This window comes from Streptomyces sp. NPDC029122 (genome assembly GCF_055569445.1).
In genome coordinates this window covers 79,878-104,170 of record NZ_JBVHWK010000003.1, presented here as the reverse complement: position 1 = coordinate 104,170, position 24,293 = coordinate 79,878, and the positions used below count along the sequence as shown (strand labels likewise).

General features: G+C 72.5%; 23 protein-coding genes and 3 tRNA genes. 19 read left to right on the top strand and 7 right to left on the bottom strand.

Annotation, left to right across the window (positions count from 1 at the left end; genetic code table 11):
- Positions 1-145 precede the first annotated feature (145 nt).
- The 10 genes from ACZ4WZ_RS05085 to ACZ4WZ_RS05040 all read left to right on the top strand — a co-directional run bounded on the left by ACZ4WZ_RS05085 (position 146) and on the right by ACZ4WZ_RS05040 (position 9,742).
- Positions 146-1,123 carry a trypsin-like serine peptidase gene (locus ACZ4WZ_RS05085; protein WP_467885195.1) on the top strand — a complete coding sequence of 326 codons (978 nt, stop codon included), beginning with the start codon at positions 146-148 and terminating at the stop codon, positions 1,121-1,123.
- Between the two features lie 60 nt (positions 1,124-1,183).
- Positions 1,184-1,271, top strand: a tRNA-Ser gene (locus ACZ4WZ_RS05080).
- Positions 1,272-1,493: 222 nt separating this feature from the next.
- The gene (locus ACZ4WZ_RS05075) at positions 1,494-1,895 is read left to right on the top strand and encodes a DUF6344 domain-containing protein (protein ID WP_467885193.1); all 402 of its coding nucleotides are present in this window, start codon (positions 1,494-1,496) and stop codon (positions 1,893-1,895) included.
- A gap of 575 nt (positions 1,896-2,470) precedes the next feature.
- Complete coding sequence (locus ACZ4WZ_RS05070) at positions 2,471-3,622, top strand: acyl-CoA dehydrogenase family protein (protein WP_467885190.1); 1,152 nt, start codon at positions 2,471-2,473, stop codon at positions 3,620-3,622.
- The gene (locus tag ACZ4WZ_RS05065) at positions 3,619-4,563 is read left to right on the top strand and encodes a bifunctional MaoC family dehydratase N-terminal/OB-fold nucleic acid binding domain-containing protein (protein ID WP_467885187.1); all 945 of its coding nucleotides are present in this window, start codon (positions 3,619-3,621) and stop codon (positions 4,561-4,563) included. Before ACZ4WZ_RS05070 ends, ACZ4WZ_RS05065 begins: the two co-directional genes overlap by 4 nt.
- A 1-nt stretch (position 4,564) precedes the next feature.
- Positions 4,565-5,599 (top strand): acyl-CoA dehydrogenase family protein, encoded by a 1,035-nt coding sequence (locus ACZ4WZ_RS05060; RefSeq protein WP_467885184.1) that lies wholly within the window; start codon positions 4,565-4,567, stop codon positions 5,597-5,599.
- Complete coding sequence (locus tag ACZ4WZ_RS05055) at positions 5,596-5,985, top strand: MaoC family dehydratase (protein WP_467885181.1); 390 nt, start codon at positions 5,596-5,598, stop codon at positions 5,983-5,985. Before ACZ4WZ_RS05060 ends, ACZ4WZ_RS05055 begins: the two co-directional genes overlap by 4 nt.
- Positions 5,982-7,148, top strand: coding sequence for a lipid-transfer protein (locus ACZ4WZ_RS05050; RefSeq protein ID WP_467885178.1), 1,167 nt, complete (start codon positions 5,982-5,984; stop codon positions 7,146-7,148). The genes ACZ4WZ_RS05055 and ACZ4WZ_RS05050 overlap by 4 nt, the downstream gene beginning before the upstream one ends.
- Before the next feature lie 135 nt (positions 7,149-7,283).
- A complete protein-coding gene (locus ACZ4WZ_RS05045; RefSeq protein WP_467885175.1) occupies positions 7,284-7,817 on the top strand; it encodes a SigE family RNA polymerase sigma factor in 534 nt (177 codons plus the stop codon).
- Between the two features lie 275 nt (positions 7,818-8,092).
- A complete protein-coding gene (locus ACZ4WZ_RS05040; protein ID WP_467885172.1) occupies positions 8,093-9,742 on the top strand; it encodes a long-chain fatty acid--CoA ligase in 1,650 nt (549 codons plus the stop codon).
- 18 nt (positions 9,743-9,760) lie between these two features.
- Here the strand turns inward: ACZ4WZ_RS05040 and ACZ4WZ_RS05035 are convergent, their stop codons facing one another.
- The 3 genes from ACZ4WZ_RS05035 to ACZ4WZ_RS05025 form a co-directional block, all read right to left on the bottom strand.
- The gene (locus tag ACZ4WZ_RS05035; protein WP_388932556.1) at positions 9,761-10,336 is read right to left on the bottom strand and encodes an antibiotic biosynthesis monooxygenase; all 576 of its coding nucleotides are present in this window, start codon (positions 10,334-10,336) and stop codon (positions 9,761-9,763) included.
- Positions 10,337-10,349: 13 nt separating this feature from the next.
- Positions 10,350-13,583, bottom strand: coding sequence for a response regulator (locus tag ACZ4WZ_RS05030; protein WP_467885169.1), 3,234 nt, complete (start codon positions 13,581-13,583; stop codon positions 10,350-10,352).
- Between the two features lie 119 nt (positions 13,584-13,702).
- Positions 13,703-14,125, bottom strand: a complete 423-nt coding sequence (locus tag ACZ4WZ_RS05025) for an SSI family serine proteinase inhibitor (RefSeq protein ID WP_467885165.1) — start codon at positions 14,123-14,125, stop codon at positions 13,703-13,705.
- A gap of 177 nt (positions 14,126-14,302) precedes the next feature.
- Between ACZ4WZ_RS05025 and ACZ4WZ_RS05020 the strand changes: the two genes are divergently transcribed.
- The 9 genes from ACZ4WZ_RS05020 (at position 14,303) to ACZ4WZ_RS04980 (ending at position 20,207) form a co-directional block, all read left to right on the top strand.
- Positions 14,303-14,393, top strand: a tRNA-Ser gene (locus ACZ4WZ_RS05020).
- Positions 14,394-14,738: 345 nt separating this feature from the next.
- Positions 14,739-14,811 (top strand) — tRNA-Arg (locus ACZ4WZ_RS05015).
- Between the two features lie 178 nt (positions 14,812-14,989).
- A complete protein-coding gene (locus ACZ4WZ_RS05010; protein WP_467885162.1) occupies positions 14,990-15,355 on the top strand; it encodes a PH domain-containing protein in 366 nt (121 codons plus the stop codon).
- A 530-nt stretch (positions 15,356-15,885) separates the two neighbouring features.
- Positions 15,886-16,320, top strand: coding sequence for an Lrp/AsnC family transcriptional regulator (locus ACZ4WZ_RS05005; protein WP_007265336.1), 435 nt, complete (start codon positions 15,886-15,888; stop codon positions 16,318-16,320).
- Entirely contained in the window at positions 16,317-17,207 is an 891-nt protein-coding gene (locus ACZ4WZ_RS05000) for a DUF2797 domain-containing protein (RefSeq protein ID WP_467885157.1), read from the top strand. Before ACZ4WZ_RS05005 ends, ACZ4WZ_RS05000 begins: the two co-directional genes overlap by 4 nt.
- A gap of 109 nt (positions 17,208-17,316) precedes the next feature.
- Positions 17,317-17,655, top strand: a complete 339-nt coding sequence (locus ACZ4WZ_RS04995; protein WP_467885155.1) for an antibiotic biosynthesis monooxygenase family protein — start codon at positions 17,317-17,319, stop codon at positions 17,653-17,655.
- Positions 17,639-18,520 carry an amidohydrolase family protein gene (locus tag ACZ4WZ_RS04990; RefSeq protein WP_467885152.1) on the top strand — a complete coding sequence of 294 codons (882 nt, stop codon included), beginning with the start codon at positions 17,639-17,641 and terminating at the stop codon, positions 18,518-18,520. The genes ACZ4WZ_RS04995 and ACZ4WZ_RS04990 overlap by 17 nt, the downstream gene beginning before the upstream one ends.
- Before the next feature lie 73 nt (positions 18,521-18,593).
- The gene (locus ACZ4WZ_RS04985; protein WP_467885149.1) at positions 18,594-19,361 is read left to right on the top strand and encodes a response regulator transcription factor; all 768 of its coding nucleotides are present in this window, start codon (positions 18,594-18,596) and stop codon (positions 19,359-19,361) included.
- Between the two features lie 198 nt (positions 19,362-19,559).
- Positions 19,560-20,207 (top strand): TetR/AcrR family transcriptional regulator, encoded by a 648-nt coding sequence (locus ACZ4WZ_RS04980; RefSeq protein WP_467885147.1) that lies wholly within the window; start codon positions 19,560-19,562, stop codon positions 20,205-20,207.
- Positions 20,208-20,251: 44 nt separating this feature from the next.
- On the opposite strand, the gene ACZ4WZ_RS04975 is transcribed toward ACZ4WZ_RS04980, so the two are convergent.
- The 4 genes from ACZ4WZ_RS04975 to ACZ4WZ_RS04960 form a co-directional block, all read right to left on the bottom strand.
- Positions 20,252-21,844, bottom strand: coding sequence for an MDR family MFS transporter (locus tag ACZ4WZ_RS04975; RefSeq protein ID WP_467885900.1), 1,593 nt, complete (start codon positions 21,842-21,844; stop codon positions 20,252-20,254).
- A gap of 82 nt (positions 21,845-21,926) precedes the next feature.
- Positions 21,927-22,358, bottom strand: coding sequence for a MarR family winged helix-turn-helix transcriptional regulator (locus ACZ4WZ_RS04970; RefSeq protein WP_467885144.1), 432 nt, complete (start codon positions 22,356-22,358; stop codon positions 21,927-21,929).
- Between the two features lie 170 nt (positions 22,359-22,528).
- The gene (locus tag ACZ4WZ_RS04965; RefSeq protein ID WP_467885140.1) at positions 22,529-23,326 is read right to left on the bottom strand and encodes a hypothetical protein; all 798 of its coding nucleotides are present in this window, start codon (positions 23,324-23,326) and stop codon (positions 22,529-22,531) included.
- Positions 23,327-23,376: 50 nt separating this feature from the next.
- Positions 23,377-24,216 (bottom strand): RNA polymerase sigma factor SigF, encoded by an 840-nt coding sequence (locus tag ACZ4WZ_RS04960; RefSeq protein ID WP_467885138.1) that lies wholly within the window; start codon positions 24,214-24,216, stop codon positions 23,377-23,379.
- Positions 24,217-24,293: the final 77 nt, after the last annotated feature.

Here is a 24,293-nt window from a genome sequence, read left to right as displayed (position 1 = left end):
ACCGAACGTCCGGACTGCCCGCTGACATCTCCGGGAACCCGTGGGACTCTGCCCCCGCAAGTCGAACAGCCGATCCGCACCGACAGCTCTTCACCCCCACCCCTGCCCGGGCCGCTCCGGCACGGGCACGGCAGAAGGAGTCTGCGTGAATCGTCATCGCACGGCGGCATCCGTCCTCCTCGCCGCGGGCGCCCTGCTCGCGGGCGCCCTGACGGCGGCCTCCCCCTCGGCGGCCGCCGAATCGCCCTCCTCGTACCGGCCCGTGCAGACCCCCGGCTTCTGGACCGCCGAGCGGATGCGTCAGGCCACCCCGCTCGACCTGACGGCAGCCCCGGGCGGCACGCGTACGGCGCCCACGGCGAAGGCGCCCATGACGACGGCGCCCATGACGACGGCCCTCCCCACCCGGATACCCCCGACCTCACCCACGTCCGTCATGGCGTTCCCGCAGGCCGGCGGAGCCTGGACGGGCGGCGGGGCCGTGGTGAGGACCTCGGGCCGGGTGTTCTTCACCTTCCAGGGCCGCACGGGCTCCTGCTCCGGCGACTCGATCACCAGCCAGAACGGCAGCACCGTGATCACCGCCGGCCACTGCGTGAAGTACCAGGGGGCCTGGCACACCAACTGGATCTTCGTGCCGGCGTACGACAACGGCAACGCCCCGTACGGCCAGTGGCCGGCGACCAAGACCTTCGCCACCGACCAGTGGGCGGCGAACGAGGACATGAACATGGACGTCGGCCTCGCCGTCGTCGCCCCCCTGAACGGCCAGAAGCTCAGCCAGGTCGTCGGCGCCCAGGGCCTCCTGTTCAACGGTGGCTACAACAAGCGGATGTACTCCTTCGGCTTCCCCGCGGCCGCGCCCTACGACGGCACCAAGCTCGTCTACTGCAGCGCCAACACGGGCAAGGACTTCCTGCTGACCAAGGACCACAGCATGGCGTGCAACATGACGGGCGGCTCCAGCGGCGGCCCCTGGTTCCAGGACTTCAACGAGTCCACGGGCCTCGGCACCCAGGTCTCGGTGAACAGCTTCGGCTACACCTTCCTGCCCAACACGATGTTCGGGCCCTACTTCGGCAACGAGGCGAAGGCGGCCTACGACAAGGCCCAGACCTCCTGACCCGGCCGCCCGCAACACCCACCCCACCCACCCCCACATCCCGGTACTCTGTACCGGCCAGGTGGGTTGCCCGAGCGGCCTAAGGGAACGGTCTTGAAAACCGTCGTGGCGCGAGTCACCGTGGGTTCAAATCCCACACCCACCGCCACACCTCAGCGCACGCGCTGACCAAGAAGGGGCGTCCCGATTCCGGGGCGCCCCTTCGGTGTGAGGTGCTGGCCCCGTCAGGGCGGGGCGGCCGGCCCTGGGCCTTCCGGGTGGTGTTTGTCGGAAGATCGGCGCGCGTGGTGGGGGTCGTGCGGTTGCGGCCACATCATGACGAATGTATGCAGATCCGCCCGTCGGAACATCCCGCAATGGAGGGCCCGTCATGACGCACCGCAGCATCGCCTCGATCTGGACCACCGTCCTCGCCGCGCTCGTGGCGCTCCTGGCCGCATTCGGTCTCGGTGGGAAGGCGGCCCGGGTCGCCGCCGGTGAAGCGGTCGTCGCCCCCGTGGCTCCGGCGGTGCGCCGGCGGCCGGGCGTGGTGGCGCGGCGGACGTGGCGGGCGATGATGCGGGGCGGTTCGCTCCCGCCGACGATCAAGCAGCGGATCCGGGCCGAGGCCCACGGCAAGACCCCGTCCGTCCGGCGCTCGACCACCGCCGCGTCCCTCGCCGCCGCTGCCGCGCCCGCCGCCGCCCCGGCCCTCGCCCCCGATGCCGCCGCCGCTACCGTCGCGGCCCCCGTTCCCGTCGCTGACCGGGGCCGGCTCTCCCTCGCCGCCTAGCGGGGAGCGGCAGCAGGGGCTGCCGGTAGGGGGAGCCAGGACGGGCAGCAGGACCGGCGCGATCAGCGGGAACGGCATGATGCGGCGCGTGCGCGCCGCGCAGCGCCTCCGGGAGTGGGGCGCAGGGGGTCGCACCGGCGTTCGTTTGGGGCGTACCGGGGTGTGAAGTCGGGTACGGCAGGGCCGCAGGGCCGGGAGACGTTGGGGTTCCCGGACGGAGCGGCCCTTTTCGGCATGTCCGGAGCGGGCCGGTTTGGCGAAACGATTCGCCTCATACGCGCGAAGGGTTTCGCACGATGCGGGTGCGCCGCGTGGGGCAGCAGGGGCAACGCAGACGTGGCAAGCATTCGTACCGCCCGCCTCATCGCTCGCCGCCTCCTCGCTCCCCCTCGCCCTCTTCGGCGGGGTCGCCTCGGCCGACAACGGCTCGTATTTCCTCCCCTGGCGGTAGGCGGCACCCCCGTGGGCGCCCTCGTGCGCGTACCGCCCCCCGGCTGCCGCGACCTTGACACCAGCAGTGAACCTGACGGACAGTCAGTTTTATTCGTCCGATGTGATGCCGGGAGGCCAGCACCGTGCACCTCGCCCCGTCCGAAGGCCAGGCACGACTGCGCGCCGAACTGCGCGCGTACTTCCGGAACCTGCTTCCCGGCGGAGTGCCCGAAGACCCGGCCGCCCAGCGCGCACTGCTGCGCCGCATCGGCGCCGACGGGCTGCTCGGCCTCGGCTGGCCCGTCGAGTACGGAGGCCGGGGCCGGGGGTCCGACGAGCAGTTCGTCTTCTTCGACGAGGCCTACCGGGCCGGCGCCCCCGTCTCCATGGTCACCCTCAACACCGTCGGCCCCACCCTCATGAAGTACGGGACCCAGCACCAGAAGGACTACTTCCTGCCCCGGATCCTGCGGGGCGAGACCGTCTTCGCCATCGGCTACTCGGAACCCGAGGCCGGCACCGACCTGGCCGCACTGCGCACCAGGGCCGTCCGCGACGGCGGCGAATGGGTGATCGACGGACAGAAGGTCTTCACCTCGAACGCCCAGAACGCCGACTGGATCTGGCTGGCCTGCCGCACCGACCCGCAGGCCCCCAAGCACAAGGGCATATCGATCATCCTGGTGCCCACCGACAGCCCCGGCTTCGCCTGGACCCCGATCGAAACCGTCGGCGGCCTCACCACCACGGCGACGTACTACGACGGCATCCGGGTCCCCGAGGGCAACCTCGTCGGCCCCGAACACGGCGGCTGGGGCCTGATCACCAACCAGCTCAACCACGAACGGGTCGCCCTCGCCGCCATCGGGATGCAGGCCGAGGACTTCTACGAGCAGGCGCTGCGCCACGCCCGCACCCGGGACCCCGCCACCGGCGAGCGCCCGGCCGACCGCCCCTGGGTGCGGTCCCGGCTCGCCGAGGCACACGCCCGGCTGGCCGCCGTACGCCTCCTCAACTGGCGCCTCGTCCAGGACGTCGCAGCGGGCACCCTCGCCCCGGGCGACGCCAGCGGAGTGAAGTTCCTCGGCACCGAGTCCACCGTGGAGGTGTACCGGATCTGTCAGGAGGCGGTGGGCGAGGAGGCCCTCGTACGCGGCCCGCAGGCCTTCGCCGGCGGCGAGCTGGAGCGGATGAACCGCGCCGCCCAGATCAACACCTTCGGCGGAGGGGTCAGCGAGGTCCAGCGGGAGATCGTCGCCACGATGCGGCTCGGAATGAAGGGGAGGAAGCGATGACCGGCCGGGAGAGCGACCGGTTCCACGAGCGGCTCAAGGCCTTCGAGGGGCGGCCCGCCGCCACCGCCGGCCGGGCCAAGGACGCCGTCAACGAGGCGATGATCCGCCACTGGTGCGAGGCGATGGGCGACACCCATCCCGCCTACACCGGACCCGACGCCATCGCCCCGCCCACCATGCTGCAGGCCTGGACGATGGGGGGCCTCTCCGGTCACACCGACCGCTCCTCCGCCTACGACGAGCTGCTCGCCCTCCTCGACGGCCAGGGCTGCACCTCCGTGGTCGCCACCGACTGCGAGCAGGAGTACCTGCGCCCGCTGCGCCCGGGCGACGAGGTGACCTTCGACGCCGTGATCGAGTCGGTCTCGCCGCGCAAGACGACCAGGCTGGGCACCGGCCACTTCGTGACGACCCGGATGGACGTCCGCGCGAACGGCGAACCCGCCGGCACCCACCGCTTCCGCATCCTGAAGTACGCCCCGGCGGCACCGCCCGAACGCGGCCGCTCCGGGGCCCCGTCCCGCCCGCGCCCCGTGATCAACCGCGACAACCAGGGCTTCTGGGACGGGGTCCGCGAGCACAAACTGCTGATCCAGCGCTGCACCGCCTGCGCGACCCCGCGCTTTCCCTGGCTGCCCGGTTGCAACGCCTGCTCCTCCCCCGACTGGGACACCGTCGAGGCGAGCGGCGCCGGCACGGTCTTCTCGTACGTGGTCATGCACCACCCGCCCTTCCCCGCCTTCACCGCGCACGAGGATCCCGCCGACGCGGGGCGCCCTTACGCGGTGGCCCTGGTCGAACTGGCCGAGGGCGTACGCATGATCAGCAACATCACCGGCGTCCCCTACGACAAGGTCCGCATCGGCCTGCCCGTCCAGCTGGAGTTCCTGCGCGTCGACGACTCGCTCGAACTGCCCGTCTTCCGCGGAGAGGCCGGCTGACATGGACTTCCACCCCACCGAGGAACAGACCGCCGCGGCCGGTCTGGCCGCCAGGATCTTCCACGACCTGGCCACCCACGAACGCCTCGCCGCCGCCGGCACCGGCAGCGACGCCGAGCTCTGGAAGGCCCTGACCTCCGCCGGACTGACCGCCGCCGTCGAGGACGTCGGCCTCCTCGGCCTGGTGCTCCTGCTGGAGGAGCAGGGCCGCTCCACCGCACAGGTCCCGTACGCCGCCACCTGCGCGTACGGCGTCCTGCCCGTGGCCGCGCACGGCAGCCCCGAACAGCGGGCCCGGCTGCTGCCCGCACTCGGCTCCGGCGAGGCCGTGGCCACCGGCGCCTTCCCGGAACGCGGCCGGTTCACCGCCACCCCCGACGGCCGCCTCACCGGCACCACGCCCGTCGTGCCCTGGCTGCGCGATGCCACGCATGTGCTGGTCCCCGCCACCGGCCGGTCCCTGTGGCTCGTACGAACGGACGCGCCCGGCGTCACCGCCCGGCCGGTGGAGACAACCGCGCCCTGGTCGGCGGGGACCCTCGCCCTGGACGGGGCGCGGGCGGAGCGGCTCGGCGGCCCGGAGGCCTACGACGGGGTACTGGACGCCGCCCGCACCGCCTTCGCCGGACTCCAGGCCGGGGTCTGCGCGGGATCGTTGGCGCGGGCCGTGGAACACACCTCCACCCGTGAGCAGTTCGGCCGGCCGCTGTCCACGAACCAGGGAGTCATGCTCCGCGCGGCCGACGCCCACATGGACACGGAGGCGATCCGGGTCACCGCGTACGAGGCGGCCTGGCGGATCGACGAGGGCCTCCCGGCCCACGACCACGCCCTCACGGCGGCCTGGTGGGCCTCCGAGGCGGGCAAGCGGGTCGTCCACGCCGGCCAGCACCTGCACGGCGGGATGGGCGCCGACCTCGACCATCCCGTCCACCGGCACTTCCTGTGGGGCCGCCAGCTGGACGCCTACCTGGGCTGCGGCAGCGAGCTGCTGGCCGAACTGGGCGCGCTCATATCCGAGGGGGAACACGCATGAACGTCGGCGACGCGCTGCCGCCGCTGGAGATCCCGGTCACCCGCACCCTGATCGTGGCGGGCGCGATCGCCTCCCGCGACTACCAGGACGTGCACCACGACGCGGAGCTCGCCCGCGCGAAGGGGTCCCCGGACATCTTCATGAACATCCTGACCACCAATGGCCTGGTCGGCCGCTACATCACCGACCACCTCGGCCCGCGCGCGGTCCTGCGCAAGGTCGCCATCCGCCTCGGAGCCCCCAACTACCCGGGCGACACCATGACCCTCACGGGCACGGTCACCGCCGTAGAGGGGGACACCGCCGAGATCCGGGTCGTCGGAACCAACCGCATCGGCCGCCACGTCACCGGCACCGTGACCGTCAGCCTGGGGGCGGGGGCATGAGCGTCCGCACCCGCGACGACCTCGGCGGCCGGGCCGCCATCGCCGGCATCGGCGCGACCGAGTTCTCCAAGGACTCGGGCCGCAGCGAGCTGAAGCTCGCCGTCGAGGCGGTGCATGCCGCCCTCGACGACGCCGGACTCACCCCCGCCGACGTCGACGGCATGGTCACCTTCACCATGGACACCAGCCCCGAGATCACCGTGGCCCAGGCGGCCGGCATCGGGGAACTCTCCTTCTTCTCCCGCATCCACTACGGCGGCGGCGCGGCGTGCGCCACCGTCCAGCAGGCCGCTCTCGCCGTCGCCACCGGAGTCGCCGAGGTCGTGGTCTGCTACCGCGCCTTCAACGAGCGCTCCGGCCGCCGCTTCGGCTCCGGCGTCCAGCAGCGCGAACCCTCGGCGGAGGGCGCGGCCCTCGGCTGGTCGCTGCCGTGGGGCCTGCTCACCCCGGCGTCCTGGGTGGCCATGGCCGCCCAGCGCTACCTGCACGCCTACGGCCTCACCCCCGAGGCCTTCGGCCACGTCGCGGTCACCGGCCGGAAGTACGCCGCGAACAACCCCGCCGCCTACTTCCACGGCAGACCCATCACCCTCGCCGACCACGCGGCCTCGCGCTGGATCGTCGAACCGCTGCGGCTGCTGGACTGCTGCCAGGAGACCGACGGCGGTCAGGCCCTCGTCGTCACCACGGCGGAGCGGGCCCGTGACCTGCGCCAGAAACCCGCCGTGATCACCGCGGCCGCGCAGGGCGCCGGCCGCCGCCAGGAGGCAATGACCTCCTTCTACCGCGACGACCTCACCGGTCTGCCCGAGATGGACGTGGTAGCCCGCCAGCTGTGGCGGACCAGCGGGCTGCGGCCCTCGGACATCGACGTGGGCATCCTCTACGACCACTTCACCCCCTTCGTCCTCATGCAGCTGGAGGCGTTCGGCTTCTGCGGCCCGGGGGAGGCCGCCGACTTCACGGCGGCAGGAGCGCTCCCCCTCAACACCCACGGCGGACAGCTCGGGGAGGCGTACCTGCACGGCATGAACGGGATCGCCGAAGCCGTCCGCCAGCTGCGCGGCACCTCCGTCAACCAGCTCCGGGGAGCAGAGCAGGTCCTGGTCACGGCCGGTACGGGGGTGCCGACCTCCGGCCTGATCCTCGGCACCGGGAACTGACTCCGGTCCCGGTGGTGGGGCAGGGCCCTCCACCTTCAGGAGGTGGGGCGCGGCCCGGCCGTACAACCTGAGAGGGATCCAGCTTCGGCACTTGGGGCCGATCCCAGGAGGACGCGCCGCTTCTAGCGTGGAGCCATGACCACGCCTGTGTGCACGCTCGCCTCGAATCCGACGCCGTACCCGTCGTTCTCGGCGTACGTCCGGACCCGTGGCACCGTCCTCCTGCGTACCGCGCGCTCCCTCACCGCCAACCCCTGTGACGCCGAAGACCTGCTCCAGACGGCTCTGGCGAAGACCTATGTCGCCTGGGACCGCATCGAGGACCACCGGGCCCTGGACGGCTATGTCCGGCGGGCCCTGGTCAACACGCGCACCTCCCAGTGGCGCAAGCGCAAGGTCGACGAGTTCGTCTGTGACGAGATTCCGGAGAGCGAGGCGCTGGAGGGCACCGACCCCGCGGAGGCGCAGGCGCTGCGCGACGCGATGTGGCGCGCGGTGACCCGGCTGCCGGACCGACAGCGGGCCATGGTCGTCCTGCGCTACTACGAGGACATGAGCGAGGTGCAGACCGCCGAGCTGCTCGGTGTCTCGGTCGGGACGGTCAAGAGCGCGGTCTCGCGGGCGCTGGTCAAGCTGCGTGAGGACCCCGAGCTCACTCCGGTGCGCTGAAGCCCCGGCCGCTGTTTCACGTGAAACGGACCGCTTTTCCCATGGAAAGGGGTTGGTGTTTCACGTGAAACGGCTGGCTTTTTGACGCGGAACGGGCGGCTGTTTCGCTTGAACCGGTGCCTGTTTCACGTGAAACAGCGGCTGGGGAGGGGTTGGTCACAATGATCGGCCGCCCTGTTTGTACTCCCGGGTAGTGACATGCCGACCGGTACGTGCGCAGAATCGGCTGCACCCTAAAGCCGCCGCAGCGCCGCAGCGCTCACCGGGAGGACGCTTTGCTGAGCACCATGCAGGACGTACCACTCCTCGTCACCCGCATACTGCAGCACGGGATGACGATCCACGGGAAGTCCCAGGTCACGACCTGGACCGGGGAGGCCGAGCCGCACCGCCGCAGCTTCGCCGAGATCGGTGCCCGCGCCACCCGCCTCGCCAACGCCCTGCGTGACGAGCTCGGAGTCCGGCAGGACGACCCCGTCGCCACGCTCATGTGGAACAACTCGGAACACGTCGAGGCCTACTTCGCGATTCCGTCCATGGGCGCCGTCCTGCACACGCTCAATCTGCGTCTGCCCCCCGAGCAGCTGGTCTTCATCGCCAACCACGCCGCCGACAAGGTCGTGCTGGTCAACGGCACCCTGCTGCCGCTGCTGGCCCCGCTGCTGCCGCACCTGCCCACCGTCGAGCACGTCGTGGTCTCGGGTATCGGCGACCGCTCCGCCCTCGACGGCCTCGGCGTCCAGGTGCACGAGTACGAGGAACTCCTGGAAGGCCGCTCCGAGCACTACGACTGGCCCGAGCTGGACGAGCGCCAGGCCGCGGCCATGTGCTACACCTCCGGCACCACCGGCGACCCCAAGGGCGTCGTCTACTCCCACCGGTCCATCTACCTGCACTCCATGCAGGTCAACATGGCCGAGTCGATGGGCCTCACCGACCGGGACACCTCGCTGGTCGTCGTCCCGCAGTTCCACGTGAACGCCTGGGGACTGCCGCACGCCACCTTCATGACCGGTATCAACATGCTGATGCCGGACCGGTTCCTCCAGCCGGGCCCGCTCGCCGAGATGATCGAGCGGGAGAAGCCCACGCACGCCGCGGCCGTCCCCACCATCTGGCAGGGGCTGCTCGCCGAGGTCACCGCCCGCCCCCGCGACCTGACCTCGATGAAGCAGGTCACCATCGGCGGAGCAGCCTGTCCGCCCTCGCTGATGGAGGCCTACGACAAGCTCGGCGTCCGCCTCTGCCACGCGTGGGGCATGACGGAGACCTCGCCGCTGGGCACCATGGCGCACCCGCCGGCCGGGCTGAGTGCCGAGGAGGAGTGGCCGTACCGGGTCACCCAGGGCCGCTTCCCGGCCGGCGTCGAAGCCCGTCTCGTGGGGCCCAACGGCGACCGTCTCCCCTGGGACGGCGAGTCCGCCGGCGAGCTGGAAGTCCGCGGCAACTGGATCGCCGCCTCGTACTACGGCGGCGCGGCCGGGGAACCGGACCGCCCCGAGGACAAGTTCAGCGCGGACGGCTGGCTCAAGACCGGGGACGTCGGCGTGATCAGCCCCGACGGCTTCCTCACCCTCACCGACCGGGCCAAGGACGTCATCAAGTCCGGGGGCGAGTGGATTTCGAGCGTTGACCTGGAGAACGCCCTGATGGCCCACCCCGAGGTGGCCGAGGCGGCGGTCGTCGCCGTCCCGGACGAGAAGTGGGGCGAACGCCCGCTGGCCACCGTCGTCCTCAAGGACGGCGCGACCGTGGACTACGCCGGACTGCGCGGGTTCCTCGCCCAGTCGATCGCCAAGTGGCAGCTCCCGGAGCGCTGGGCGATCGTCGGTGCCGTGCCGAAGACGAGCGTCGGCAAGTTCGACAAGAAGGTGATCCGCAAGCAGTACGCCGACGGCGAGCTGGACGTCACCACGCTCGGCTAGCCGACCCGTCCCGCCGGATCAGCCGCGCGTGAGCCATGCCCGCAGCAGCCGGCTGACGGCGGGCATGGCCACGTAGGTCATCAGGGTGCTGAAGACGACCGCGAAGGCGGCCGTCCGCACCACGAAGTGCAGGTCCACCAGGTACGGCCCGAGCAGCGCGTTGCCCGCCAGCGAGATCGGGAAGATGGCCAGCCCCGAGCTGATCACCATCTTCCAGCGGGGCGGCGCGGGCCGGGTCGTACCCGGCTTGGCGAACCAGGTCTCCATGCCGTGCAGTTCACGGCGGGCTATCTCGGTGTGGTGGTGCCCCAGGCAGTTCGAGAACCACTGGGCCCGCTCGGAGGAGTCCTGCCAGCGCTGGAAGGCCGCCTGGTCGCGGAAGCGGTGCACCAGGAACCACGGCCCGCCCTCGGTGGCGGGCCGGAACAGCCCGTACCCGAGGTGCCCGGGGAACGCGGCGGCCGTCTCCAGGATCCCGTGGGCCCAGGCCTCGAACGTCTCCTCGTGGCCGGGCTCCACCTGCCGGGCGATGAGCAGGTTGACCTCCCCGTTGTCGGCGGGAACGGGACGCTCGGACGTGTCGGTGATGGCCATGGGGCCAGGATCGCTAGTTGGTCCCGATCTTGGCCAGCAAGTCCACGATGCGGCCCTGCACGTCGGCGGTGGTGGCCCGCTCGGCGAGGAACAGCACGCTCTCGCCCGAGGCCAGCCGCGGCAGGTCGGCCGGACCGATCCCGGCGGTCGTGTAGACGACCAGCGGGGTGCGGTTCAGCAGTCCGTGCCCGCGCAGCCAGTCCACGATCCCGGCCCGCCGGCGACGGACCTGCATCAGGTCCATGACCACCAGGTTGGGCCGCATCCGGGTCGCCAGCTCCACGGCGTCGGTGTCCGCGCCCGCCCTGGCGACCTGGAGGCCGCGCCGCTCCAGCGCGGCGGTCAGCGCGGTGGCGATCTCGTCGTGTTCCTCGATCAGCAGGACCCGGGACGGGTGCTGCTCGCTGTCGCGCGCCGCGAGCGCCTTGAGGAGGACAGCGGGATCGGCGCCGTACGCCGCTTCGCGCGTGGCATGTCCCAGCCCGGCCGTCACCAGCACGGGCACCTCGGCGGCCACCGCGGCCTGGCGCAGGGACTGCAGGGCCGTCCGGGTGATCGGCCCGGTGAGCGGGTCGACGAACAGCGCGGCGGGGAACGCCGCGATCTGCGCGTCCACCTCCTCGCGCGAGTGCACGATCACCGGACGGTAGCCGCGCTCGCTCAACGCCTGCTGCGTCTGCGCGTCCGGCGCCGGCCACACCAGCAGCCGGCGCGGGTTGTCCAGCGGCTCAGGCGGCAGCTCGTCGTCCACGGGCTGCGGTACGGGCCGGTTGACCACCTCGACCGCACCCCCGGGGCCGTCCAGCGGCTCCGGACCCTCGGCGGCGCCCGCCTCGGGCGCCCCTATGGCGAAGGCCCGCCCCTGGGGCGCGGGTTCGGCGAGGCGACGGCGCCGACCGGAACCGGAACCTTCCGTGCCCGCGGCGGCCGGGTCCACGGAGATGCCCTGGCCCAGGGTGCCCAGAGCGCGCACGCTGATCGGCTGCGCCCCGTTCGCCGGGCCCTCGCCGGGCCGGCGGGCACCCGGGACCGAGGGCTGCCCGGGGGCTGCTCCGGCATCGGGGGCGGTGCGGGCCGCGGGAACCGGCCAGGCGGGAGTCGAGGGCAGGGCACGCCGCCGCCCGGTCGGAGGCCCGGGCTCCGCACCGGTCGCCGGCTCCGGCGGCTCGGGGGCCGAGGGTGCCCCGAGCACCCGCCGGCCACGGCGCCCGCCCGCGCCGTCGGAGTCGGCCTCGGCGGAAGCGGAACCCGCGGCGGGCCCGGCCGGCAGGGCGAAACCACCCTCGGGGGCGACAGGGCGGGGCGCGGCGGGAGCCGGGATCCCGGCCGCCGGCACCGGGCCCGCGGGCTGTGCGGCCGCCCCGGCCGGCCCCAGCGCCCGGCGGCGGCCCGCCGGGTGTTCGGTCACCGGGACCGGGGGCACCGTCGGTACGGGCGGCAGCGCGGGCATGGCGGTGCCCTGCGGGGGCACCGGCCGGTCCTGCGGGGTGTCATCGCCGTCGCGGCCGCGTCGGCGCCCGGTACCGAGCCCCGCCGGGTTCACCGGGGACTGCGCCAGTTCCGCCGGCCCGGACACGACGCCCTGCGCGGGGGCTTCGCCCTCCACGCGGCGACGCCCCGACGGCAGCGCGAGCGCGCCCGCGCCCTCGCGCGCCCCGGCGGCCTTCGCCGCGGCGGCCTCGTCCTCCAGGAAGGCGTCGACCCCGCGCCGGCCCCGCCGGCCGCCGGAGACCGTCGCGGGGGCGGCCTCGGGCTCCGGGGCGGGCTGCTGTTCCGGCTCCGGCAGGGTCACCGTCCCGGCGCCCGAACCCAGCGGCAGCTCCAGCACGTACGCCCCGCCGGGCGCGCCGGGCACCTCGACCGTCTGCAGCACCCCGCCGTGGGCGGTGACGATGCCCCGCACGATCGGCTCGTGCACCGGGTTGCCGCCCTCGTAGGGGCCGCGCACCTCGATCCGTACGACATCGCCCCGCTGGGCCGCGGCCACCACGATCGTGGAGTCGCCGTACCCGTTGCCCTGGGCGGTCTTGCCGGTGGCGTCCACCCCGGCGACATCCGTGATCAGGTGCGCGAGGGCGGCCGCGATCCGCTCCGCGTCCACCTCGGCCTCGATCGTCGGGGCATGGACGGCGAACTGCGCCCGCCCGGGGCCGATCAGCTCGACCGCGCCGTCGACGCCCGCCGCGACGACCGTGTTGATGAGGACGTTCTTCTTCTTGAGCTTGTCGCTGCCCGCGTCCAGGCGCTGGTACTCCAGCACGTTGTCCACGAGCGTGGTCATGCGCGAGTAGCCGGCGGCGAGATGGTGCAGCAGCTGGTTGGCCTCCGGCCACAGCTGTCCCCCGTCGTCGGCGGCCAGCGTGGCCAGCTCCCCGCGCAGTTCCTCCAGCGGACCGCGCAGGGAGTCCTTGAGGACGGCCAGCAGCTGGGCGTGGCGCGCCGCGAGGGCGTCGTACGGGCGGCGGTCGGTGAAGGTCATCACCGCGCCAACGAGCAGCTCCCCGTCCCGTACGGGCGAGGTGGTGAGGTCCACGGCGACGGGCTGCCCGGCCTTGTTCCACAGCACCTGGCCGCGGACCCGGTGCTTGCGCCCGCTGCGCAGGGTGTCGGCGAGCGGGGACTCGTCGAAGGGGAAGGGCGAGCCGTCGGCGCGCGAGTGCTGGATCAGCCCGTGCAGTTCGCGGTTGCCGAGGTCGGTGGCGCGGTAGCCGAGGATCTGCGCGGCGGCCGGATTGACGAGGACGACGCGGCCCTCGGTGTCCGTACCCACGACGCCCTCGGCGGCGGCGCGCAGGATCATCTCCGTCTGCCGCTGGGAGCGGGCCAGCTCGGCCTCGGTGTCCACGGTCTCGGAGAGGTCCCGGACGACGAGCATCAGCAGTTCGTCGCCGGTGTAGGGCTGCGGCTCGCGGTAGGCGTCACGGCCGTCGAGGTGGGCGCTGGTGACCTCGACGGGGAACTCGCTGCCGTCGGTGCGGCGCGCGATCATCCGTTTCGGCCGGGAGCGGCCCTCTTCGCGGTCGCCGGGGCGGCGCATCGAACCGGGGATCTGCTTGGAGTCGAACTCCGGCAGGAGGTCGAGCACCCCTCGGCCGACGAGCCCGGTGCCGGGGCTCTCCATGACCTCGAGGGCGATCGAATTGGCGTTGACGACCGTGCCGTTGGCGTTGACGAGCAACAGCGCGTCCGGGAGCGCGTCGAGTATTGCTGCGAGGCGAGCAGCGCCTCGGGATGGCCTGCTGCTCACGACGAGCTTCCTCCCTGACCACGACTACCGGCATGTCACGGGAGGAGTCTAAGGGCACCGCCCTGCCGCGAGGTGGCGGATGTGCGGGGGAAAGCGGGCATCCGCCGCATCGTCCCAGGTCAGGAATGCTCCCCCGGAAGCACAGGTTCCAGGTTCTTCCACCGGGCGATGTCGCATCCGTTCCTGCGCTGGAAGGTGCTGTCCACCTTTTCGCCGCGCCACGTTCCGGTGATGCGGGCGACGGCCGACCCGCCGTACTGGAAGGAGCAGTTCCTGGAGTCCGGCTCGGCGAAGGGGTCCTTGCCCCGCTTGGACAGGGTGTCGAGACGGTCGCAGGCCTGCTCGGCGAAGGGGTGGTCGCCGCCGACGGGGTGGCACTCCAGTCGGTGCGTGCCGTCGACGAGGCGGTTGCCGCTCTGGGAGATCTCGATGGTGAGCCGGTCGGGCGCGGCCAGCAGCCGTCCCAGGGGCAGGGGCGGCAGCGGTCCGGCAGCCGCGGCGGCCAGGGCGGAGGTGACGGCGAAGGCGGCGAGACGCAGCATGGGGCACTCCAGGTCGTCCGTACGTCGTACGCCTCACCAACGACATTCCCGCTCGGACGTTGCGTGCTTAAGCCTTTGCCCTGTGGCCCCGGCTCCTTGTACCGTTGGGAGCGGATTGGTGACCGGCCCCGCGCCTGTGTCATCATCTGCACGCACCTTCGTACGCGAAGGTGTGCTGGAGGCGTCGCCTAGTCCGGTCTATGGCGCCGCACTGCTAATGCGGTTTGGGGCTTACACCCCATCGAGGGTTCAAATCCCTCCGCCTCCGCACCTCACCGAAGCCCCGGTCCTGATGGACCGGGGCTTCGGTGCGTTCGGGCACCGGTGCGCGTCGGAGTCGCCGGCAGACGGGTGCGGTGTGTCCGTCACGGTGGCCCGCCGGGCGCCGGGCGCGAGCCGTGCCGGTGCGTTCAGGCCTTGGAAGGGTTTGAGGCGGCCCCCCATGGGTAGCCAGCCGGGCCCGGAGCCGTGTCGCGGATCCGTCCGGACGATCTTCTTCCAGGGCGTTTGCGCAGGTCAGAGGCGTTGTGGCTAATGGATTTCGCGTCCCGGCGAGGTCCATGTATTGTTGTTCTCGCAAGGCCAACGGGGCGAAAAACCCCGGGAAGCCCAAGCACTCGTAGCTTAACGGATAGAGCATCTGACTACGGATCAGAAGGTTGCAGGTTCGAATCCTGCCGAGTGCACAGCCGAGAGGCCCTCAGGAGAAATCCTGAGGGCCTCTTTCGTTGTGGTGTCAGTACCGGAGGGGGAGGGGTCCCCCGGAAGAACTCAGGGGCGGGATGGCTCCTGAGGGGGACGTGGACCACGCGACCGCCCCGCTAGGGTTTTCGAAGATCGTTCGAACCTTGATGGGGGGCTCTCATGGGACTGTTCGGGAACGCGCACACCGTCGATCCGTCGTCGGCGCAGCGGGACTACGCGCGGTTGCTGGGTCACGGGGAGCAGGTCTACGCCGCGTACCTGCTCGTGCGCGACACGATCCTGTTCACCGACCGGCGGCTGGTGTTCGTCGACAAGCAGGGGCTGACGGGCAAGAAGGTGGAGTACCACTCCATCCCGTACCGGAGCATCACGCACTTCTCGGTGGAGACCGCCGGGCATTTCGATCTCGACGCCGAGCTGAAGATCTGGATATCCGGCAGCCCGGCTCCGATCGAGAAGACCTTCACCAAGGGCGTCGACATCTACGAGATGCAGGCGATCCTGACGCAGTTCGTCGCGCGCTAGCCGGAGCCGCCCATCGGCTGGACGCCCGTCCGGGCCGAGCGGCGGGCGGATCCGGAGCGGCGGCGGACCCGGAGCAGCGGGCGGTCCCGGAGTGGCTGCCGGGCGGACAGCGAGTGGTGGGCGGGCCTCAGTGGGGCGGGCCTCAGGGGGCCGGGCGCGCTGGAGGCACGTCGCGGCCGGTTCGCGGCGCGGCGTGCGGGTCGGCGGGGATGCCGCTCCCATGAGCCGGCGCCCGGTCGGCGGGGGCTGTAGCGGGCCCTCGGCCCGGCGGCGGTCGTCGTAGAACCGCTCCCGGCGGGCGTCGCCGTCGGCGCGGCGGCCGGTGCGGAAGCGCTCGTCCAGGAACTCGCAGGAAGTGAGGTCAGCAATGCCCCACCCAATTCCCCCGGATTGATGAAGCGCCGAATTCTGTTCGGCCTGATGGTGAGATTGCAGGATCAGGTACCGTCTTTGCGAGAGCCGACGGGCTCAAGCGGCTCAACGGGCTCAAGCGGCTCAAGGGGCCGGCCGGCCCAGGGGAGGAAGACGGCGTGGACGACATCGACCGGGCGCTCGTCCTGCGCCTCCAGCAGGACGCGGGCCAGTCATACGCCGCCCTGGGTGCGGCCGTGGGCCTCTCGGCCGGGGCCACCCACGAGCGGGTACGCAAACTGCGCGAGCGCGGGGTCATCCGGCGGACCACCGTCGACGTGGACCCGGCCGCGGTCGGCAGCGGGGTGCTGGCCTACGTGATGGTGGACTCCAACGCGTGGATGGGTGAGTCGGCGGAGGACTTCGCAGCCATCCCCGAGATCCAGGAGGCGCACATCATCGCGGGCAGCGCCTCGGTGCTGGTCAAGGTGCGCACGGCCACCACCGAGCAGCTCCAGGACGTCCTGCGGCGGCTCTACGCCATCGACGGTGTCAGCGGGACGCAGGCCACGGTGGTTCTGGAGACCTTCTTCGAGCGGCCGCTCCCCCTGTGACCGCCGCCGCCGGGAGCTGGTGGTGTACCGGGATCCGGTGGAGCGCGCAGGGCCCCGCCATCGGGTGGTGCGGGCGCGGGGAGCGCGGCAGCCCGCTCGCCCCCGGGCAGCGGCTGGCCTTCGCCGCCCGCGGCGAGCGGCACTGCCTGGGCGTGTGGCGGGCCGGGAAGCGGACGCCGTGTCCCGCGGCGCGGTCGGTACCGGGCCGCGCGGGGAGTGCCCAGTGCCCCGAGTGCGCCCGGCTGGACCGGTCCTTCTCGGTGGCCGCCGACACCAACGCGGCCGATCCGCGCACCTATCGGGTGTACCTGGCCTGGTTCGGGCCCGGGATGGTCAAGGTCGGCATCACCGCCGAAGAGCGCGGGCCGGTGCGGCTGCTGGAGCAGGGCGCGGTGACCTGGGCCTGGCTGGGGCGCGGGCCGCTGATGGCGGCGCGCCGGACCGAGGAGCTGCTGCGGGCCGCCCTGGGGGTGCCCGACCGGATCGCGTACGCCCGCAAGCGGGCCGTACGGGCCCAGCTGCCGCCCGAGCCCGAGCGGGCCCGGGAGGTCGCCGAGCTGCACGCGCGGGCCGCCGCGCTGCCCGGGTGGCCGGAGTCCCTGGAACGGGTGGGCTGCGAGATCACCGACCATGCCGGGGCCTTCGCGCTGGCGGGGCTGCCGGCCCCCGTCCGCCTGGTCACGGAGCTGGTGCCCGGCGCGACCGTCGTGGGACGGCTGGCGGGAGCCGCGGGGCCGGACCTGCACTTCGCGGACGGGCTCGTCGTGGACACGCGGCTGCTGGCCGGATGGGAGCTCTCCGCCGCTCCGGACGGGGCGCGGACCGACGTACCCGTCACCGTGGTCGCGCCCGCGCCGTCCGAGGCCGGACAGGGCGGACTGTTCTGACTCCGGGTTCTTCCGGCCACGGGGGAGCAAGGTCAAAACTTGGATCCCTTTGGCCCGCGAGGGCCGATTTCCGTGGACACACCAGGGGTCTTCCGCCGAGGGTGGGGGCATGAGCATTCAGCCCGTTCCGGCGTTCGAACCGCCGTACGTGATGGCCGTATTCAGCAATGTCCGCACCTCTGACGAGAGCGGGTATCCGGAGACCAACGCCAGGATGAACGAGATCGTCCGGGAGAACCCCGGCTTCCTCGGCTACGAGTTCGCCCGCACTCCCGGCGGTCTCGGCATCACCGTCGCCTACTTCCGCGACCACGAGTCCCTCGGCGTCTGGCGGGAGGACCTGGAGCACCAGGCAGCCATGAAGCAGGGCCGCGCCCACTGGTACGAGAGCTACACCCTGCACGTCGCGACCGTCGAGCGGAGCCACGGCTTTGCCCGCAACGGCTGACGCGGTCCGCGCCTTCCGCGAGCGGCTCGGACTGCCCGGCCTGGTGGACGTCCACACGCACTTCATGCCGGAGCGCGTGCTGGACAAGGTCTGGGACTACTTCGACGCGGTCGGCCCGCTGACCGGCGTCGAGTGGCCGATCACCTACCGCCACGAGGAGGAGCAGCGGGTGGCGCTGCTGCGGGAGTTCGGGGTGCGTGCCTTCACCTCCATGCTCTACCCGCACAAGCCCGCGATGGCCGCCTGGCTCAACGCGTGGGCCGCGGACTTCGCCGCCCGCACCCCCGACTGCCTGCACACCGCGACGTTCTTCCCGGAGGAGGACGTGGCGGCGTACACCGCGCAGGCCGTGGCGGGCGGGGCACGGGTGTTCAAGGCGCACCTCCAGGTCGGCGGCTACGACCCCAACGACCGCCGGCTGGAACCGGTCTGGGGGCTGCTGGCCGAGGCGGGGATCCCGGCCGTCGTCCACTGCGGTTCGGGCCCGGCCCCGGGCAAGCACACCGGGCCCGAGCCGATCGCCCGCCTGCTGGCCCGCCACCCGCGGCTGCCGCTGGTCGTCGCCCACATGGGGATGCCCGAGTACACGGACTTCCTCGGCCTGGCCGACCGGTACCCAGAGGTGCGCCTCGACACCACGATGGTCTTCACGGACTTCTCCGAGCGGCTCAGCCCCTTCCCGCCCGGGGAGCTCGGGCGGCTCGCCGACCTCGGGGACCGGATCCTGCTGGGTACCGACTTCCCGAACATTCCCTACCCCTACGAGCACCAGCTGGAGGCATTGGAACGGCTCGGCCTGGGCGACGACTGGCTGCGCGCTGTCTGCCACGACAACGGCGCCCGCCTGTTCGGCCTCACTTCCTGAGCCCTCGGCCTTTCTCAGGAGATTCACAGACAGGCGCAAGGACGCTCTCAGGGGCGGCCGCCAGCGTGGGGTCATGACCGCGACGACCACCTTCCACGCGTCCACGTCCACCGGTACCCCGACGGCCCTGCTGGGGCCCGACGGCGGACCCTGCCGGGTCCTCGTCGTCGACGACGAGGCGTCCCTCTCCGAGCTGCTCTCCATGGCCCTGCGTTACGAGGGGTGCGAGGTCCGCAGCGCCGGTGACGGGGCCGGCGCGGTGCGGGCGGCGCGGGAGTTCCGGCCGGACGTGGTGGTCCTCGACGTCGTGCTCCCGGACATGGACGGGCTGTCCGTCCTGGGACTGCTGCGCCGGGAACTCCCGCAGGTCCCGGTGCTGTTCCTGACCGCCAAGGACTCCGTGGAGGACCGCGTCGCCGGCCTGACGGCGGGCGGCGACGACTACGTCGCCAAGCCGTTCAGCCTGGAGGAGGTCGTGGCCCGGCTGCGCGGGCTGGTGCGCCGTTCCGGGGCGGCGCGGGCCGCGCGCGGCGGTTCGGTCCTGGCCGTCGGCGACCTGCGCCTCGACGAGGACAGCCACGAGGTGGTCCGGGGCGGCCGGGAGATCCGTCTGACCGCCACCGAGTTCGAGCTGCTGCGCTACCTGATGCGCAACCCGCGCCGGGTGCTGAGCAAGGCGCAGATCCTGGACCGGGTGTGGTCCTACGACTTCGGCGGCCAGGCCAACGTGGTGGAGCTCTACATCTCCTACCTGCGCCGGAAGCTGGACGGCGGCACCGGCCTGCCCCCGATGATCCATACCCGGCGCGGCGCCGGCTACCTGATCAAGCCGGCCGAGTAGGGGCCACGCGCGCCCGCCCGCCCCTGTCACGGGTCCCCCCGGCCCCCCTTCCGCGTCCTGACGGCCCCCGTGGCCGACCTGACGGCCCCCTTGGCCGGCCCGTCCTGATCCTCCCCCGATCCACGCGTCACCCCCTAGCATCAAGAGGGCGGACCGGGCATTCCGGGCTGATCCCCTTGTGGTGAGGAGGGCGCCTCCATGGTGACCGAGGCCGATCCGGGCGATACCAGGACCAGTGTGTGGCTGGCCGCCAGGCCCGCCGCCCCCACCAGACGGCGCAGCGAGGCGCCTTCGGGCCTGGACCGGGAACGGATCACCGCCGCCACCGTGCGGCTGCTGGACGCGGAGGGGCTCGGCCGGTTCTCGATGCGCCGGCTGGCCGCCGAACTCGGGGTCACCGCGATGTCCCTGTACTGGTACGTGGACACCAAGCACGACCTGCTCGAACTGGCCCTGGACAGTGCCCTGGGCCAGCAGCGGCTGCCCGCCGGCCCGCCCCCTCGTGGGGGCTGGCCGGCCCGGCTGCGGTCCCTCGCCCGCGGCTACCGGCGGCTGCTGGCGGAACACCCGTGGGTGGCGCCGCTCAGCGTCGCGTATCCGAACATCGGCCCGCACGCCCGGGCCTTCGACGCCGCCCTGCACCGGCTGCTGGAGGCCACCGGCCTGGTGGGCGCCGCCCGGACCGGCGCGCACCTGGCGGTCTCCCAGTTCCTGAGCGGCTGTGCCCTGAACGGCTGCGGCGGCACGGTCCGGCGGGCGGCCGAGGCGGAGTTCGCCCTCGCCCTCGACGTCCTGATCGCCGGCATCGAGGTCAAGGCCGCGCATACGGCGGCGGCCCGGGCCTGAACCCCGTCGGGGTCCCGGCCCGGGCCGTTCGGGCCCGTCCCGAATCAGGCCCGGGCCCGGGCGGTGTGCGGGGCGGAGTTCCCGGCGGCCGCCGCGGCGGCTTCCGTACCGCCCTCGGCGGCCGGGCTGTGCAGGGACGGCTTCGACTTCAGCGCGACCTCCTTGATGAACAGCACCAGCAGCAGTGCGAGCAGCGCGGTCGGGGCGGCGTACAGGAAGACGTCGCCGACGCCGTGCCCGTACGCGGACTCGATGACGGTGCGGAACGGCGCGGGCAGCTTGTCGAGGTCGGGGATGCCGCCCCCGGCGGTGCCGCCGTGTCCGAGGGCCGCCGCCTTCGGGCCGAGCGCGGCCAGCCCGTCCTGGACGTAGTGGGTGACCCGGTTGGCCATGACCGCGCCCAGCGCCGAGACGCCCATGGCGCCGCCGAGGGAGCGGAAGAAGGTGACGACGGAGCTGGCGGCGCCGAGGTCTTCGGGGGCCACCTGGTTCTGCGTCGCGAGGACCAGGTTCTGCATCATCATGCCGAGGCCGAGCCCCGTCAGCGCCATGTGGAGCGCGATCTGCCAGTACGGGGTGTCGTAGCGCAGGGTGCCGAGCAGTCCGAGTCCGGCGGTCAGCAGCACGCCACCGGAGACCAGCCAGGCCTTCCACTTGCCGGTCTTGGTGATGATCTGGCCGGAGACCGTGGAGGAGACGAAGAGGCCGCCGATCATCGGGATGGTCAGGACGCCGGACATGGTGGGGGACTCGTTCCGGGCCAGCTGGAAGTACTGGCTGAAGAAGACCGTGCCGGAGAACATCGCGATGCCGACGAAGAGCGAGGCGGCGGAGGCCAGGCTGATGGTCTTGTTGCGGAACAGCCGCAGCGGGATGATCGGGTCGCTCGCGCGGGACTCGGCCAGGAGGAAGAGCAGGCCGAGCACCACGGCGCCGCCGGTCATCGCCAGGGTGGTCCAGGAGATCCAGTCGTAGGAGTCCCCGGCCTGGGTGACCCAGATCAGCAGCAGCGAGACGGCCCCGCTGATCAGGAAGGCGCCGAGCCAGTCGACCTTGACGTCGCGGCGGACCACGGGGAGCCGCAGGGTCTTCTGGAGCACGATCAGCGCGATCACGGCGAACGGCACGCCGACGTAGAAGCACCAGCGCCAGCCCAGCCAGTCGGTGTCGGTGATGACGCCGCCCAGCAGCGGGCCGCCGACGGTGGCGACGGCGAAGACCGCGCCGAGGTAGCCGCTGTAGCGGCCGCGCTCGCGCGGGGAGATCATCGCGGCCATCACGATCTGGGCGAGGGCGGAGAGGCCGCCGACGCCGATGCCCTGGACCACGCGGCAGGCGATCAGCATGCCGGTGTTCTGGGACATGCCGGCGATCACCGAGCCGAGGACGTAGATCACCAGGGATATCTGGACGAGGAGCTTCTTGCTGAACAGGTCGGACAGCTTGCCCCACAGCGGGGTGGCGGCAGTCATCGACAGCAGGGCGGCGGTGATGACCCAGGTGTAGGAGGACTGGGTGCCGCCGAGGTCGCTGATGATCTGGGGCAGGGCGTTGGAGACGATCGTCGAGGACAGGATCGCCACGAACATGCCGAGCATGAGCCCGGACAGCGCCTTCATGATCTGCGGGTGCGTCATGGGTGCGCCGTCGGACGTGGTCTCCGACCGGCCGCCTCCCCGCACACCGTCGGGTGTGGTCGTAGCCATGTGTTTCCTTTGCCTAGAAGCTCGATCGGAGTCGGGCCAGCAGGGTGTTCAGTACGTCGATGTCCTCGGCCGCCCAGTCGGCCAGGGCTCGTTCCAGCGCGTCCGTGTAGCGGGCGCCGAGCTCGGTGAGCACGGCGCGCCCCGCGTCGGTGAGGCGCAGGATCCGGCAGCGGCCGTCACCGGGGTCGGTCTGCCGTTCGATCCAGCCGTGCCGCGCCACGTGGGCGACGTGCCGGCTGCTGACCGAGATGTCGACGCCCATGAACTCGGTGAGCCGGCTGAGCCGCATCTCGCCGTGCCGGTCGAGGAGGGTGAGGACGGTGGCCGAGCCGGGTGGGCAGTGCGCGGGCAGCATCCGGGCCAGGTCGCGTTTGACCGCGCCGATTCCGGTGAGCTGGCGGGCCAGCTCCTCGTAGCGGGTGTGCTGGGCCGTCTGCCTGGACACCGGGAACCGCCCCCATGTTGTTGCTTAAGGCAACCGTAGAACCACATGGTTGCTACAGGCAAATGATTCGGGGGGTGGGGGCGGTAAAGGAATCGGAAAACCGCCGACGGGCCGGCACGCCCTCCGCCGGTCACCCGCGGGACTGCTGCGGCTCGGCTCCGCCGCCGGGGTCAGCTCCAGGCCGCGGTGACCTTCCGGGTCTCGACGTGCATGCCCAGCGGGACCCGCCAGGCCTCCACGCAGACCGTGTAGACCTGCGTCTTCGAGGCGCCGCCCGCGAGGGGGGCGGGCAGGGGCTGGGTCGTGGTGACCGTGGCCCAGTCGATGCCGAGGGCCCCGATGACGTGCGTCGCGAAGCTGACCGTGCCGGAGCGGGCCGCCGTGGTGCCGGTGTTGGTGAAGGTCACCGTGACGCGTTCGCACCACCGGTCGGACGCCGCCGTACGGACGGGGGCGCCGAGCGTGAGCTGCGCCGGGGTGGCCGGCGGGGCGGGCGGCTTCGGGGCCGGAGGGGCCGGTGGGGCGGGGGTGCCGGGCGGGGTCGGCTGGGCCGGTGGGGCCGGGGTGCCGGGCGGGCCCGGGGTGGTGTCGCCCGTGCCCGCGCCCCCGGTGCCGCCGGGGGTGGCCGGGGAACCCGGGTCCGGCGGGGGGCCGGGGGCGGGCGCGGAGCCGCCCGGAGCGGCGGCCGTCCCTCCGCCCCGGGCGGAGCCGCCGGGGGGCCGGGACCCGGGCGCGCCGGGCGGCGTAGAAACGGGGGCGTCGGCGGAGGCGGCCGATCCGGCTGATGCCAGCGGCTGGAACTCCACCCGGCCCCCGGGCGGCACGTTCTCTCCCGCGCCCCGCTCGGGGCCCGCCGCGACCGCGCCCACGACGACGTGGCCGTCCCGGTCCCGGCCGCAGCCGGTGAGGGCGACGGAGGCCGTGCAGCAGAGGGCGAGGGCGAGCGCAGCGCGGGATCCCGTTCGCATCGCGCCAGTGTTCCTGACGCAATGTCAAATGTGAACCCCGCGCTCCTGTCTCAGTCCCCGATCAGGCCGGTCCGCAGCTGGGCGAGCGTCCGGGTGAGCAGCCGGGAGACGTGCATCTGGGAGATGCCGACCTCCTCGCCGATCTGCGACTGCGTCATGTTCGCGAAGAAGCGCAGCATGATGATCTGCCGCTCCCGGGGCGGGAGTTTGGCGAGCAGCGGCTTGAGCGACTCGCGGTACTCGACGCCCTCCAGCGCGCTGTCCTCGTACCCGAGCCGGTCCGCGAGGGAGCCCTCGCCGCCCTCGTCTTCCGGGGAGGGCGAGTCGAGCGAGGAGGCGGTGTAGGCGTTGCCCACGGCGAGGCCGTCGACGACCTCCTCCTCGGACACGCCGAGCACGGCCGCCAGCTCCGGAACGGTCGGGGACCGGTCCAGCTTCTGGGCCAGTTCGTCGCTCGCCTTGGTCAGCGCGAGGCGCAGTTCCTGGAGCCGGCGCGGGACCCGGACGGACCAGGAGGTGTCCCGAAAGAATCGTTTGATCTCGCCCACGACGGTCGGCATCGCGAACGTCGGGAACTCCACGCCGCGCTCGCAGTCGAACCGGTCGATCGCCTTGATCAGGCCGATGGTGCCGACCTGGACGATGTCCTCCATCGGCTCGTTGCGGCTGCGGAACCGGGCCGCCGCGTAGCGCACCAGCGGCAGGTTCAGCTCGATCAGGGTGTCGCGTACGTACGTCCGTTCGGGGCTGTCCGCGTCCAGGGCGGCGAGTCGCTGGAAGAGGGTGCGGGAGAGGGTGCGGGTGTCGATGGCTTCCGAGCGGTCGGCCACTGCCGGCAGCTCACGCTTGTCGAGCGTGAGCACCTTGGAGCTGCCCTGTTCTACGGACATGCCACCCCCTTGAGGTCGCGGACGGTCGCGTCTCTGCGCCCGTCAGAGGAACGCAGCCTCCACCTGAATACCGGAGG